The sequence below is a fragment of the Rhodococcus sp. AD45-ID genome (assembly GCF_003023755.1).
Taxonomy (GTDB): Bacteria; Actinomycetota; Actinomycetes; order Mycobacteriales; family Mycobacteriaceae; genus Rhodococcus_F; species Rhodococcus_F globerula.
Genome location: NZ_PYHL01000001.1, coordinates 1,540,488 through 1,553,841 on the forward strand (window position 1 = coordinate 1,540,488; position 13,354 = coordinate 1,553,841).

Sequence of the window (13,354 nt, forward strand, 5' to 3'; positions counted from 1 at the left end):
CTATACTTTCTCGTTCGAAATTTTGGGGGTGCGGACGCCGGCTGCCTGGCCGCCGTCCACGAGGAGATCCGTTCCGGTTACGTAGCTGCTGTCGTCGGCCGCGAGGAAGCGAATGACCTTGGCAACCTCTTCCGGCGCGCCACGGCGTTGCATCGGGATACTCCGTACGTACGCCTCGACGTCGTCGTTTGCGAAGTCCGATACCGACGTGATTTCGGTTTCGATGCTGCCGGGGCAGACGGAGTTGACTCGGATACCGCGGTCGGCAAGCTCGAGTGCTGCCACCTTGGTCAGGGCACGGACACCGAATTTCGCTGCGCCGTATGCACCCAACTCGGCCGTTGCCAGCACGCCACGCAATGACGCGAGATTGATGACGGACCCGCCATCCGCCATCGATGCGGCCGCGGCCTTCAGCCCGAGGAAAGTACCGACGAGATTCAGGTCGATCATCCGGCGAAACTGGTCGAGCGTCGTATCTGCCAGAGTCGCCTTCATCGCAGCTCCGGCGCTGTTGACCAGTACCGTGATGTCGTGGCCGGCCGCCGCCATCGCGGCTGTTGCTTCGGCCCAGTCAGTTTCGCTCGTCACGTCGAGATGACGGTAGTACGCGTTTGCGCCCAACGTCGCAGTGAATGCGCGACCGGCGTCGTCGTTGACATCGGTGAGGTACACGGTCGCGCCGTGCGCGACGAACAGTTCGGCGCAGGCTCCGCCAATGCCTCCGGATGCTCCCGTGACGAGAACGTTCGTTCCCCGCATCGAATCTGTGAGGTAATTCAAGTTCAGCCCTTCCACTTTTTGATTGGCACTTATGTTCCGCGGAGCCATGTTTCGGTGTTACTGGAAGAGCTTCTGCCACTGCTGGGAGTACTGCTCGACCTTGTCCGGCGTCAAATTTTCGGGATTGGGCAGCGCGATGTCCTGTGCCCGGGCGACAGCCCCGGGGATATTCGGCAGTGCGGCAGCGTATCCGTCGTTGAGGGCGGTCTGACCTCCGACGGTTACCAGGAAGTTGGCCAGCACCTGGGCGGCATTCGGATGCGGCGCGGTATTCAATACGTGGGCGTACCACGGAGTTCCCCACGGCTGCTGCGGCAGCGCCCAGTCGACGGGCGCACCGGAGTTCACTTCGGTCACCAACGGCTGCACCGAGGGGCTGACGACGATCTCGCCGGACGTCAGGGCCTGGGCCACACCGAGCGCGCTTGGGTAGATGCGGGGCTGCAGCTCGGCAAGCTTGTTCCAGTAATCCTCGCCGTACGTGTTCGCGAAGTGCCGGTACATGTCGACGTACGAGGCGATGCCCACCGGGTTGACGATGCCGATCTTGCCCCGGTACGCCGGATTGAGGATGTCCTGCGGTGTCGTCAAGCCGTTCGGTACCGCATCGGTATTCCAGCCGAGCGAGAAGACCGCCGCGCTGGTGAGGAAGAACCGGTTGTCGAGCACGCTTGCCGCTGGATCGAATTCGGGGGCGTCGAGTGCTGGCCCGACCAGTTCGGCGGAATAGGTACCGGACTTGGCGGCATTCTGAATCCATGCCGAGTCGGTGAGCATGTGGACGTCGGCGGTGCCCTTGCCGATCTTGTGTTCGGTCTCGACCCGGGGATTGATGTCCGGATCGGTGCCGCGGACGTATTCCAGTTCGATTTGCGGATACTCCGCGTGGAATGCGGCCTTGAGCGCGTCGAGGTTGGCCGGCTTCTGGCTCGAGTAGAGCATCACCTTGCCCTCTTCGTTTGCCGCAGCGACCACATCTTCCCAACTGCCGTCGACGGCAGCGGACGCGGGTTCGCTACCGCTACATCCCGAGATGCCGACCATGGCTGCGGCGGCGCTCAGCGCCACCAGGGTGCGGACGAATGACTTCATGGCTTCCTTTCGGGCATGCCGTCGGGCGTCGACGGATCGACATGTCGTTGGCACTCCAGTGAGAGATGTTCTCGCGTCGACAGTTCTGAAGCTGACCCTGCGCGCGGTATGTCATCGCGTCTTGGTCCCGGGCGGGACGGCTGCCGAATCGGGAGCCGCCCCGCCTACAAACTGAACTGATGTCAGTTCGAACGTAGTGCCCGGCGCTTGTGATGTCAATCACGAACATGTCAGAGCAGGAAAATGTTTCGAACAAAGCTGGTAATTGCCCGACACCGTCAAGCTGAACGGTTCAGACGACGGCGGTGGCGGCAGACAGACCGAATACCAGGGCTGAGGCGAGGCCACCGGCGTACGCCCGGTTCCACAATCCGCCGGTGTCGGAGCCAGCCGCAAACAGTCCAGGGATGGGCAGTCCGGCAGCGTCCAGAACTCGGGCTTGCGTGTCGATCCGAATCCCATGAAACGGGAAGGTGACCGCGGGAACCGTTTCGATCACGTAGTAGGGCCCCTCGAGTAAGGGAGCGCGATCGAGTTTACGGCCCGGAACCAGTTCTGCACCCTGGGAGGCCGCCTCGTTGAACTTCGTGATCGCCGCAGCGATCGCCGCTCCGTCGTATCCCCATTCCTCCGGCAAATACTCGAGTTCCTCGAGGTCCTCAGCCAGGCCGACCCTGCCGCCACGCTTGCTGGCAAGTTCGAATTTGTCAACGGCCACAGCACCTTCGACATACGACGCGACCATCCAGTCACGGTGCACGCGCGCGTCGGCAATCAGCAGGCCTCGGCCCTGCGGCTGTTCGAGAAGAGCCATCGTGGTGAGGTGATCGCCGAGCGTTTCGTCGACGAATCGTTCGTTGTCAAGACTGAAGAGAAGAGCATGCTCGCTGTAGTACAGCGACATGTCGACGAAGTCTGCGGGATCGGCAAGTTCCACACCGCTCGGAATCAAATGCCCGTAGAAGCCGGCATTCTCGACGCCGGTCGACGCGCCGACCTCGATCGCGAGGCGGTAACCTTCGCCGCAACTGTGTGGGTTCGAGCGCAAGGCCATCCGGCCTGCGTCCGGGTGGACGTGCTGAGCGAGCAATTCCTTGTTGCCTTGGAATCCGCCGGTTGCCAGGAGGATCTGGCCGGCCCGAATCTCGCGCGCGGGCTCGGTACCCGTACGTACCACGGCGCCGCGGACGGCACCGTCCTCGAACAGGAGCGCTTCGGTCGCGGTATCGAACACGACCGATCCGCCGGCGTCGAGGACGATTCGCTTGCAGGTGTCGACGTAGTGGTTGGTGTCGAATCTGTGCCCGCGGCCGAAGCTCAGAATGGGCTGCGCCGGGTCGACGTCAATGCCAATCGAGCGGATCCACTCGACACCGACATCAAAGCTGTCGACGAGGTGGCGCTTGAGAGCTTCGTCGCCCCTCGGGTTCTGTTCGGCCATGACGTCGTGATTCGGTGCACTCCAGGCGTATCCAGCGAATCGCGCCGAACCTCCGACGTCGGCGCTGATCTCGATCAAGCACACTCGCCTGCCTGCTGCGGAAGCTTTTGCCCCAGCGGTCAATCCGGCCATTCCCGCACCGATTACCAGCAGATCGTATTCATTGCTACTCAACTTGACTCCAATTGTCCGGCGCCGGTGAGCGCCTTCCGTTCTAATTGAACTGACCTCAATTTGATTACAGTAGAAGCGTAGCGAGGAGTGAGTCAATCGGTGTCACTGCCGACATGACGCTTGCGTTGTGGGCTGAGTCACTCTAATATGAACTGAATTAGGTTTGATTTGTGTCGGCAAGTACCAGAAACGGAGCAGCTCGCATGATCCCTCAGGTTTTCAGAACAACCGTGGCACTCGCCGCGGTGGCGCTCGCATTGACGGCGTGTAGCAACGCTCCCGCTGCCCCGTCAGAGCCGGTTTCAGGTTCGTGGGACGACGTCGTTGCTGCGGCCAACAACGAGGGAAAGGTCACGATTTACTCGACCCAGGCGGCGCCCCGACTCGCGGCCCTGGAAACTGCCTTCGAAAAGGCCTACCCCGCAATCGATCTCGAGGTCGTCCGCGGAGTCGATTCGGATCTGCTTTCCAAGATCGATGCCGAAAGCAAGTCCGGCAAGGGAATCGGAGACCTCGCGGTGATCACCGACGTGTCGTGGATGAATACTGTCAAGGATACAGACAAGGCGACCAAGCCGATCGGGCCGAGTTTCGACAACCCGGACTATCGCCGGGATACAAGCATCGTCTCGGACAAGTACTTCCTCGAAGGGGCAGTGATCCTGGGATTCGGCTGGAACACCGACCTGCTGCCCGGCGGTGTCTCTTCCCCGGCAGATCTTCTCGCTCCTGAGCTTAAGGGCAAGGTCGGAATCGTCAGTCCGTCAACGTCACCGACATACCTGGACTTCTACTCCCACATCGAGAAGTACTACGGCGGCAGGGAGTATCTGGAGAAGCTAGCCGACCAGAACCCGCGCATCTATCCGAGCAATCAGCCGCTCGCTCAGGCACTCGCTTCCGGTGAGATCGCCGCCGGCTTGATGGCCGATCCGATGTTGGCATCCAAGGAGTCCGGGGCACCGGTTGAATGGTCTGCCGGAGAACATATCTGGGGAGCGCGTTGGTACGGTCTGACTCTCGGCTCGTCGCCGCATCCGAATGCCGCGCAGGTATTGGCCGACTTCATGGTCACCCGGCCCGGCCAGGAGGCCACGTCGGTCGGTTACAGCTCGGTGTTGCCCGACATCGAAGGTTCGATCGCGAATGCTCAAGAGGTTCCCGATCAGAACACTGAGGTGACCACGGGTGACGGCGCCGCGCGTTACCGCGACGAGCTCGAAGCCCTGTTCAACTGAACTGCTTGACAACCGTTCCATGTGCACGTGTTCTACTCGTAATACCCGCGGCCGCCAAGCGGATCGACGGGACTGAAAGGTGTATTCGATGTCTGATCGGCAGTTCGAGGGCCAGGTCGCAGTGGTAACCGGCGCAGGTTCCGGAATCGGCGCTGCCACAGCGCGTCTGCTCGCTGACCGGGGCGCCGTGGCGGTGTATCTGTGCGACGTCAACGAAGCTGCGGTAACCGAGGTGGCAGCGTCTGTGGTCGGTGGCCAGGCCATCGGTTTGGATGTCGGCAATTCGGCGCAGGTGACCCAGGCTTTCACGAGAGTGATCGCCGAGCAGGGGCGGGTTGACGTCGTCGTCCATGCCGCCGGCGTCGACGACCCGAAGAGTAAACAGCGCATCTACGAGGCAGCTGAGCGTAATGAACCGGTTGACGTTCTCACTCACCTCGAGGACGAAGATTGGCGACGCGTCATGTCGATCAACCTCGACGGTACGTTCTTCATACTCCGCGAAGCAGTCCGGGCGATGAAACCAGCCCGCAGCGGCGCCATCGTGACGGTCGGCTCGTCCTCGGCGTTCGACACGCTTGTCGGCTACCCACACTACTCAGCTTCGAAGGCCGGAGTTCATGCGGTAAGCCAGGCTGTAGCTAAAGAGGTTGCGCCCTTTGGCATCCGGGTTAACACGATCGCTCCGGGACCGGTCGACACGGGAATGGCCAGTCGCACTCCGGCCAACCTTCGCGCTGCGATGACACAGGACGGATTCCGCGGTTACGCAACCGCCGAGGAATTGGCAGATAACATCCTGTACCTGGCGTCGCCGGGTGCCGCCAACGTCGTCGGGGCCGTACTACTGAGCAACGGTGGTAGATTCACCGTCTGATCGGGGTCAGTTCCGTAGAAATGCCCGGTTTTGCACGTCTTCCGAAGACGTGCAAAACCGGGCATCGTGCTTTGTCAAAATAGCTTCGGCTCGACAAGTACTCGGGTTTGCGGCGCTAAGACAAGATATTCGGCCAATTTCGTCCGCACCCGGTTCTCGGGAACGGTCAGTCGCTCGGTCTCCTGAGCGAGGTACTCAGACCAATCACGGAACGTGCAGTGTTCAACATAGATGTCGGGCTCGTTTGCCGATCGCGACACGCTCCAGCGCAGTGCACCAAGACGCCGCCGGGAGAGTTTGAGTTCGTGCACGTTGTCGAGAAATTCTTCCGTACGGCCCGGGAGCACGTGATAGGTGGTCTCGACGATCACGCGCAGACCGGAGTATTCGGCATTAGGGGCCAAGGGATCCGGTGCCCCGGTCAGTTCGGGGGCAATCGCCTCACTCGGCATGATCCCGCGGCGAAGTGTCTCGAACACCGAGACGAACATCAACAGCGCGGCCAGTAGCACGGCGGGAACGAGGCCGAGCGAGTCGGCAAGGACGCCCCACAACAGGGCGCCGATCGCCTGGCTCCCCTGAAACATCAACATGACGAAGGCGATAACACGCGCCTTGATCCATCGGGGAACCACGGCATGAGCGGCGATCATCCAGGTGCTCTGAACCCCAACCCACGCGGCGCCAACCACTACAAGAACGGCAAACATCGCGCTGACCCACGGGATCACGACCAAACCGACCAGAACGAGCGCATATGCACCCGAGCCTAGTGCCACGAAGTGATTCCAACTCATCCGCGCGCGCAGCGGCATCAGCAGGATCGCACCGAGCACGGCGCCGATTCCGATTGCGCCGGAGAGGATTCCGAACCCGAACGTACTCACCTGCAACCGATCATGCGCGACCAGCGGCAGAAGCCCCCACAGACAACTCGCCGGGATCCCGAACATGGTCAGTCGCAGCAGCAATCGCCTGGTCCAGCGGGAATGGCGAATGAAGCGCACGCTTCCTGCCACCGCCTGGCCAATCGAATTGTGCGATTCGACCCGCCCGGTCGATGCGGGTACCGTCCGCGCCGCGACGAAGACGCAGACGGCGAACAGAGCGGCAGTCAAGGCGAAAGCCGAAGTCGATCCCCAGCCGGCGAGAACGGCACCGCCGATAACCGGCCCGACCGCGCGAGCGCCATTGAAGACGGCGCCGTCGATCGCAGGAACCACCGCCATCATCTCGCGGCTGACTATGTTGGGCAGCAACGCCTGCCAGACGATAGCGACGGACGCCAGACCTGCGCCGGCGACGAAGACCGCGAGCATCAAAATTGGAGTTTTCGCCAAGCCCAACTGCTGCAGTACCGCGAGCAAGATCGTCGACGCAGTCAACACCACTGCGGTACCGACGAGGAGTAGTCGATGGCTGACGAACTCGGCCATCGCGCCGATCGGCAACGCCAACAGGAAGAACGGCAAGCTGGCGGCGAACTGCACCATCGATACCGTCGTCGCAGACTCGCCGGTTTCGGTGAACGTCCACTGCACCGCGAGTACCAGAATCCATACTCCGACACTTGCACACAGCTGAAATCCCAGCATCATGCGTAGTCGCCTGATACGTAGTGGCGCAAAGATGCTCACTGTCCGATCGCTATCCATGATGTTCCCTCTCGATCACCGAACAATAACCTAAACTTAATTCAGTTAGGGTTGAATTCGTGCTAGTTTCGGCATGATCGCGTCGCACTGGTTTTATGTGCGGTGCGCGGTAGTTCCCATCTGTTCGAAAGGCCTCAGTCATCACCATTCACAATCGAGTTGTGTGCCTCGCCTCGCGTCCGGCTGGTCGTCTGGTGCCGGATAATCTCGCGATCGTCGATGCCGAAGTGCCCCCGTTGGCACCAGGCGAGGTTTTGATCCGAAACACGTGGCTGTCGATAGACCCGTCGATTCGACTGCGGCTCAATGCGGCAACGCCTTCGGGATACTTACCGCCGCTGGCTCCGGGAGATCCTTTGGTCGGTCTGGCGCTCGGTACCGTCGTCGAATCTCGGAGTCCGGAATTCGCTGCTGGTGAGCTGGTCTCGCACATGTTCGGTTACCGCGCCTATGCGGTGGTCGCCGCGGGCGGTGAAACTCTCGGTGGTGCCGGCGGGTTGACGAGGATCGACCCAGGCGAGTTTGCCCCGGAATGGTACCTCGGTCCGTTGGGCAGTGCGGGGCTGACCGCCTACGTAGGTCTTTTCGAGATTCTCGAGCTCAAACCCAAAGACGTGCTGTGGGTTTCGGCAGCAGCTGGCGCCGTCGGGAGTATTGCGGTGCAATTGGCGACATTGCGGGGCAACACGGTTGTCGCTTCTGCAGGAGGCCCGGAGAAAGTCGAGTACCTCAGGAATGCGCTCGGCGCCTCGCACGCGATCGACTATCGGGCCGGCGACCTGAAAAAGCAACTGGCCGAAGCTGTCCCCGACGGTATCGACGCCTACTTCGACAACGTCGGCGGAGATCACCTGGGGGCGGCCCTGAATCATCTCCGGCCCGGCGGGCGCGTCGCGATGTGTGGAGCCGTCTCGACCTACGACACGGACTCCCCCGCCCCCGGGCCTACCAACCTCTTTCAAATCACCGCAAAGAGCTTGCAAATGAGAGGTTTTCGCGCAGGAGCGTATGACGGGCTTTACGCGGACTTTCGTTCAGAAGTCGGCGGGTACCTCACCGCGGGTATGATGACGTACCAGGAGACGGTATTCGAGGGACTCGAACAAGCCCCCACCGCACTCGTCGGAATGCTCAACGGCCGTACTACCGGAAAGACTTTGTGTCGACTGTAAGCCTTCCGATTCCGGGCCGCCACGGGCCACCACTCTAGATCCACACGCGCTGAGTCCGCCGACTCCTCGTCCGGGTCCCCGTTGAAGAATTCGGATATCGAACGAGCAATTCGTCGTCGGACTCGTCGATATCGTCGGCATCGGCGAGCACCGAACGCGTGAGAGACGAAGCGAAGGTGTCCCTGATCAAATGCCGTTGACGATCGGGCGGAAAACCCGGGAATGCGAAATATCGCACGGCCGCACGCGGTTCCTCCGTTAGAAACGACTACCTCAGAGGGTGTCACGACGTCGCGGGGGTGGAGCCCGATATTCCATCATCTCCAAGACCTGCCGAGCATGGGAGGCCTTTGTCTTCCCCAAATAATTCGACAGCGAAAGCACATTCGTCCGCTGTAACCGTCACGGCCGAAATGCTAGGAACTCCGGCCGCGGCGCCGTTCCCGAGAACGGCTTCCCGAGCGAATTCTCGACGCTGTTGAAAACCACGAAGATGTTCGCTCTCGGCACCGGGGAGATGTTTCCTGACGATGCATGTAGAAGGTTGCTGTCGAACACAGTCATCGAACCCGCATCCCCCGTCAACACCTCTATTCCGTGGCGGGCGTAGAGCGTGGTGATCATCTGCTCGGAAGGAACACCGACCCGAGGCACTTCCTCGACCAAGGACTCCTCGAAGTAGCGGTCCGGTGTCGCCCCCGCGCACTGCAGGAAAGTTCGATGCGATCCGGGCATCACCATCAAAGGCCCATTGAAAAAATGATTATCGGTCAACGCAATTGACGCACTCACCGCCCGGGGAGCCGGCATCCCGTCCTCTGCGTGCCACGTCTCGAAATCGGCATGCCAGTAGAACGCTCCGCCGCGGAAACCGGGCTTGTAATTCAACCTGCTCTGATGAACGTAGACCTCCGAACCGAGGATCTCGCGTGCGAGGGCTGCTGCCCCAGACTCGTCTACTGCCGCGCGCACCACCGGACTCAAATTCACGACATCGAAGATCGACCTGACCGCCGAGGAAGTTTTTTCCCGCACGATCCGCTCGTCGCCGGCAAGTTCGGGTGCGGTGCCTAAACGTTGGACTTCACTCAGGCACCGTTGCACTGAGCTCGTATCAAGGACACCACGACGAACCGTGAACCCGTTATCCTCGACATCGCGATGCTTCACTCGCATCTGCTCGCTCCACACAATCGGGTCGACACGGTCCAACTCGGTCGGGACGGTCGAGATCCGTGTGGCGTAACGATCAACAGTGACAACCATCAGTGTGAATTCTCCTACTCGTTGCTCGAACCGCGACGACGGCAGATGCGGCGCAACACACACGTGCGCACTTTCAAAACTTGCATCTACCGTGCGTCGAAAGGTCTTTCGTTTATAACACCGCGAGCAACACACACCCAAACGTGTTGGAAAACAACAGCTCTTATCCAACCGTGCACGAATACGCGATCCACGGACTAGGCCGCTGCAAAAACGCAGTGGTGGGCCCTGATGTCGCCCCAGTCGGACGGGGCGCAACGGACTGCGCACAACATGTGGCGCGGTTCCGGGTTTTCGGAACACGACCGAACTCGGTACCGATCTGGCGTCGATCACAAGAGGTGGCCGAAGCCTGGAAATGCTAGGTATCCTCCGGCGGTAGAGCACCCCAACCCAGGCTTGACGCAGCAACTGTCACAGCCTCAGTCGAGTCTGGTCAGCTCCGTCCGGTCGAGGGCACAATGATGACCTACCCAGCGCCCTCACGAGCTCAGGTGCTCAGTGCGTTCTCAGATCGATGGGTGACATTGAATCCGAAGTCCTTGTTAGACAAAGGATGTGGGAATAGTTCTGGAACTAGCGCCCGCAGAGGCCTCTGCTTCCAGACCTGAATATCGCCCTGGACTTGGCGTGCGCCAATCCCCTCCCCACCGAACTCGCGCATTCCGCGGGCCCGACCATCCGGCACCCCATTTACGGCGCCTCACGCGCCGAGCGCATCACCGGCATCCATCCAAGGCACTACAACGATCAGATAGCGAACCCCCGAGGATCCGAACCAAATCGTCACCACAAGCAATAATTCGTTTCGAGGACCAGTACCGGACAGTGATTTCAGCCAAACATGATACTCATCATCGACCACGAAAAAGATTGTCATCGAAAGGAACCCATGAAGACAGAAATCAGTTGCGGGCCCGCATTCGCGCTGGCCGAAATCAGCGTCCCCGCCGGCGGATCCGTCCGTGTCGAAGCAGGAGCAATGGCGATGATGCGGGGCGACATCTCGATCACCACCTCGACCCGAGGCGGCTTCATGAAGGGACTCCGCCGATCCCTGGGTGGGTCGAGCTTCTTCGTCAACGATTTCGGCAGCGACCAAGGAGGTGTCGTAGGCGTCGCCGGCGCACTACCAGGCGACATAGTCGAAACCACCATCGACGACGAGACACCGCTGCTCGTCCAATCCGGCTGCTGGCTTGCATCAGACCCAACCGTCGACGTCGACTCCAAATGGGGCGGCAGCAAGGGATTCTTCAGCGGAGCCGGACTTGTCCTGCTGCGATGCAGCGGAACAGGCGAGATCCTGCTCTCCAGCTACGGCGCCATCCGCCCGATTACCCTCACCACGGGGGAAACCATGACACTCGACTCCGGCCATGTCGTCGCATTCGACGAATCCGTTCAGTACCGCATCCGCAAAGCCGGCGGCTGGAAATCGATGATCCTCGGCGGCGAGGGCATCGTCACCGAATTCACCGGGCCAGGCCGAATTTGGATGCAAACCCGCAGCGCAACAGACCTCGTCGACTGGCTCCGCACCCGAATGCCATCGAACAGCACCAGTAGCAACAGCAACAACAGCTGAGTCCTGAACGCAACAAACAAGTCGACGGCAGTCTCCGGGGGCGACATGCCCCCGTGTCCGTTCCGGACACCGATGTCCGCGATGTTGCGTTGCGGCCCAAGGTTCACCGAACCCGGAACAGTCGACATGTCATTTTCTCGTTGGACAGGTCAGGCCCTCGCCTTCCAGCGAGGGCCTGACCTGAGGACATGTTCGGTGCCGGTCGGAGGCGCCACTTCTTCCGGCTACCTACCTACAGGGGTGCAGTGATCGGGGCCTCGGGCGCATGCGTGACGGAGGTACGCCCCGTCTCGAGGTATTCGGTGACGGCCTGATCGATCACCGCGTTACCGCCCTGGATGCCGGCGCCGTGATCGCCGCCTTCCACGGTGACCAGGTTCGCCCCCATGTCGCGGGCTAGCTGCACCCCACCCTGATACGGCGTCTGCGGGTCGCGCAGCCCCTGCAGAACGAGCGGCGCCGTCGCCAGCCCCCGGTTGCTCAGCTCGGGCAACGCGGTTACGGGCGGCGCACCGGCGCAGAAGGTCCCGGCACTGTAGCCATACCCGATGAGCTCGAAGAGATCTCCGGTGATGAAGGTCGAGAAGAGCCAACCCGGGATACGGTCCGGCCGATCCGCGACACTGTTCTCGTTACACAACATCAGTGATTGCATCATCTGGGACTGAGCAATTCGCTCCAGCTCCAGCTCCGATATGTCGTTCATCCCGGCACCACTGGGAATCGCGTCGACACCGTCGCGGACTACCCGGGCCATGAGCGGCCAACTGTTCCGAGCGGGAAGCACCTGCCGCGTCATCACGTAGATACTCGACGACATTTGCGTGTGCGACGGATCGGCGAGTCCCCGAATGAATGCCTCGAACTGAACGCGCGCCGGCCCAGTCAGATCGACCCCACTGCGGTAGGCATTCGCGAGTGCTTCGAGACCGGGCGGTACGTCACCGATTTGCGCAGGCGGCGGCGCAAGCGTCGGGTTACCACCGGCCTCCGCGACAATCCGGTCTGACCATCGCTGGTAGACCTTCAACGGCGTCTCGCCAAGTCCGTAGGTGTCGTTGTTGGCGGCGATCCAATCCATGAGGTCGTAGAAGCGAGCTTTGTAGCCGTCGTTCTGCTGCCACAACACGTCGTTCCACAACCAATTTTGGTCGACCGCGGAATCGAGAACCATGCGACCGGTGTGCTGCGGGAAAAGCGTCGCGTACGTAGATCCGAGAATTGTGCCGTAGGACAGACCGTAAATGTCGATGACATCCTCGCCGAGCGCAACGCGGACCTGCTCCCAGTCCCTCGCCGTGTTCTCGGTAGTCAGGTGCGCAGTGGCGCCCGGCGCACCTGCCTCGCATGCATTTCGTGCCGCAGCCCCACCGAAACCGAAGCCTGCCACCGTCGCCAACTCAGGGCCCACTGCGCACGAAAGCGCGCCGGCGTACGGGAGTCCGCGCGGTTGAACTCCGATCACGTCCCACTGTGCGCGAATCGCGTCGGGCAGGACGTCGACGAACATTCTGTTCGAGCCGATCGCGTCTCCACCAGGTCCTCCGGGATTGGTGAACAGCACGCCTTTGCGCGAGCCCGGATCTTCGGCGCGGTGACGGGTTACGAGCACGTCGATCGTGCCGGCGTCAGGTTCTGCGTAGTTGCGGGGAACGGTGACCGAAGCACACTGATCGGATGCCGGATCAAGCTCGTATTCGGCCGGGCAGGACTCCCAACGAAGATCTCCACTCGGTACCGGCTCCGCGGCGGCAATAGGTGCGACTCCGACGGAGATCACCGCGGTGACGCCGACGGTAAGAGTCACGAATCGACTGCGCCGTGAGAACGTAGTTTCTTTGCGCCGCATCAAATGCGAATTCCTGTCAATCCCCGACATACTCTCGCAGCCCCCTCGTAGTCAGTGTCGCAACGGCGGTGGCACCCACCCCGCCGCTTCGCTGCCAGTATTTCAGACGCACCACTGAATTCAGGAGTCACCCTCGAAGGTGTGGGCACCGATTCCTATGCTGCTGTAGCCGACATAGCCACGTGCTCGATCGAATCACTCTGCCCGCGAAACCATCTC

Annotated in this window: 11 protein-coding genes; 4 read left to right on the forward strand and 7 right to left on the reverse strand. The window is 61.2% G+C overall.

What is annotated here, in order from left to right; genetic code table 11:
- The 3 genes from C7T36_RS06925 to C7T36_RS06935 all read right to left on the reverse strand — a co-directional run bounded on the left by C7T36_RS06925 (position 1) and on the right by C7T36_RS06935 (position 3,490).
- Positions 1-762 carry an SDR family NAD(P)-dependent oxidoreductase gene (locus C7T36_RS06925; protein WP_045066634.1) on the reverse strand — a complete coding sequence of 254 codons (762 nt, stop codon included), beginning with the start codon at positions 760-762 and terminating at the stop codon, positions 1-3.
- 78 nt (positions 763-840) lie between these two features.
- Positions 841-1,875 carry an ABC transporter substrate-binding protein gene (locus C7T36_RS06930; RefSeq protein WP_045064315.1) on the reverse strand — a complete coding sequence of 345 codons (1,035 nt, stop codon included), beginning with the start codon at positions 1,873-1,875 and terminating at the stop codon, positions 841-843.
- Positions 1,876-2,167: 292 nt separating this feature from the next.
- Positions 2,168-3,490, reverse strand: coding sequence for an FAD-binding protein (locus tag C7T36_RS06935; RefSeq protein WP_172936472.1), 1,323 nt, complete (start codon positions 3,488-3,490; stop codon positions 2,168-2,170).
- 203 nt (positions 3,491-3,693) lie between these two features.
- On the opposite strand from C7T36_RS06935, the gene C7T36_RS06940 reads away from it, so the two are divergent.
- Positions 3,694-4,728, forward strand: coding sequence for an ABC transporter substrate-binding protein (locus C7T36_RS06940; RefSeq protein ID WP_045064318.1), 1,035 nt, complete (start codon positions 3,694-3,696; stop codon positions 4,726-4,728).
- Between the two features lie 88 nt (positions 4,729-4,816).
- Complete coding sequence (locus C7T36_RS06945) at positions 4,817-5,605, forward strand: SDR family NAD(P)-dependent oxidoreductase (RefSeq protein WP_045064320.1); 789 nt, start codon at positions 4,817-4,819, stop codon at positions 5,603-5,605.
- A 74-nt stretch (positions 5,606-5,679) separates the two neighbouring features.
- On the opposite strand, the gene C7T36_RS06950 is transcribed toward C7T36_RS06945, so the two are convergent.
- Positions 5,680-7,260, reverse strand: coding sequence for an MFS transporter (locus C7T36_RS06950; RefSeq protein WP_084702409.1), 1,581 nt, complete (start codon positions 7,258-7,260; stop codon positions 5,680-5,682).
- A 146-nt stretch (positions 7,261-7,406) separates the two neighbouring features.
- Here C7T36_RS06950 and C7T36_RS06955 point away from each other — a divergent pair, with 146 nt between their 5' ends.
- The gene (locus C7T36_RS06955) at positions 7,407-8,432 is read left to right on the forward strand and encodes an NADP-dependent oxidoreductase (RefSeq protein ID WP_045064324.1); all 1,026 of its coding nucleotides are present in this window, start codon (positions 7,407-7,409) and stop codon (positions 8,430-8,432) included.
- 402 nt (positions 8,433-8,834) lie between these two features.
- On the opposite strand, the gene C7T36_RS06965 is transcribed toward C7T36_RS06955, so the two are convergent.
- Both C7T36_RS06965 and C7T36_RS30030 read right to left on the reverse strand, forming a co-directional pair.
- Complete coding sequence (locus C7T36_RS06965) at positions 8,835-9,698, reverse strand: phytanoyl-CoA dioxygenase family protein (RefSeq protein WP_045066636.1); 864 nt, start codon at positions 9,696-9,698, stop codon at positions 8,835-8,837.
- A 703-nt stretch (positions 9,699-10,401) separates the two neighbouring features.
- Positions 10,402-10,563, reverse strand: a complete 162-nt coding sequence (locus C7T36_RS30030) for a hypothetical protein (RefSeq protein WP_181317469.1) — start codon at positions 10,561-10,563, stop codon at positions 10,402-10,404.
- Positions 10,564-10,590: 27 nt separating this feature from the next.
- On the opposite strand from C7T36_RS30030, the gene C7T36_RS06970 reads away from it, so the two are divergent.
- Positions 10,591-11,286, forward strand: a complete 696-nt coding sequence (locus tag C7T36_RS06970) for a TIGR00266 family protein (protein ID WP_045064328.1) — start codon at positions 10,591-10,593, stop codon at positions 11,284-11,286.
- 232 nt (positions 11,287-11,518) lie between these two features.
- Here C7T36_RS06970 and C7T36_RS06975 read toward each other — a convergent pair whose 3' ends face one another.
- Positions 11,519-13,135, reverse strand: a complete 1,617-nt coding sequence (locus tag C7T36_RS06975; protein ID WP_375128392.1) for an alpha/beta fold hydrolase — start codon at positions 13,133-13,135, stop codon at positions 11,519-11,521.
- Positions 13,136-13,354 lie beyond the last annotated feature (219 nt).

Excerpts from the sequence above, each read along its gene's own strand:
- C7T36_RS06925 (WP_045066634.1), bottom strand. The coding sequence starts at position 762 with ATGCGGGGAACGAACGTTCTCGTCACGGGAGCATCCGGAGGCATTGGC.
- C7T36_RS06930 (WP_045064315.1), bottom strand. The coding sequence starts at position 1,875 with ATGAAGTCATTCGTCCGCACCCTGGTGGCGCTGAGCGCCGCCGCAGCC.
- C7T36_RS06940 (WP_045064318.1), top strand. The coding sequence starts at position 3,694 with ATGATCCCTCAGGTTTTCAGAACAACCGTGGCACTCGCCGCGGTGGCG.
- C7T36_RS06945 (WP_045064320.1), top strand. The coding sequence starts at position 4,817 with ATGTCTGATCGGCAGTTCGAGGGCCAGGTCGCAGTGGTAACCGGCGCA.
- C7T36_RS06950 (WP_084702409.1), bottom strand. The coding sequence starts at position 7,260 with ATGGATAGCGATCGGACAGTGAGCATCTTTGCGCCACTACGTATCAGG.
- C7T36_RS06965 (WP_045066636.1), bottom strand. The coding sequence starts at position 9,698 with ATGGTTGTCACTGTTGATCGTTACGCCACACGGATCTCGACCGTCCCG.
- C7T36_RS06970 (WP_045064328.1), top strand. The coding sequence starts at position 10,591 with ATGAAGACAGAAATCAGTTGCGGGCCCGCATTCGCGCTGGCCGAAATC.
- C7T36_RS06975 (WP_375128392.1), bottom strand. The coding sequence starts at position 13,135 with ATGCGGCGCAAAGAAACTACGTTCTCACGGCGCAGTCGATTCGTGACT.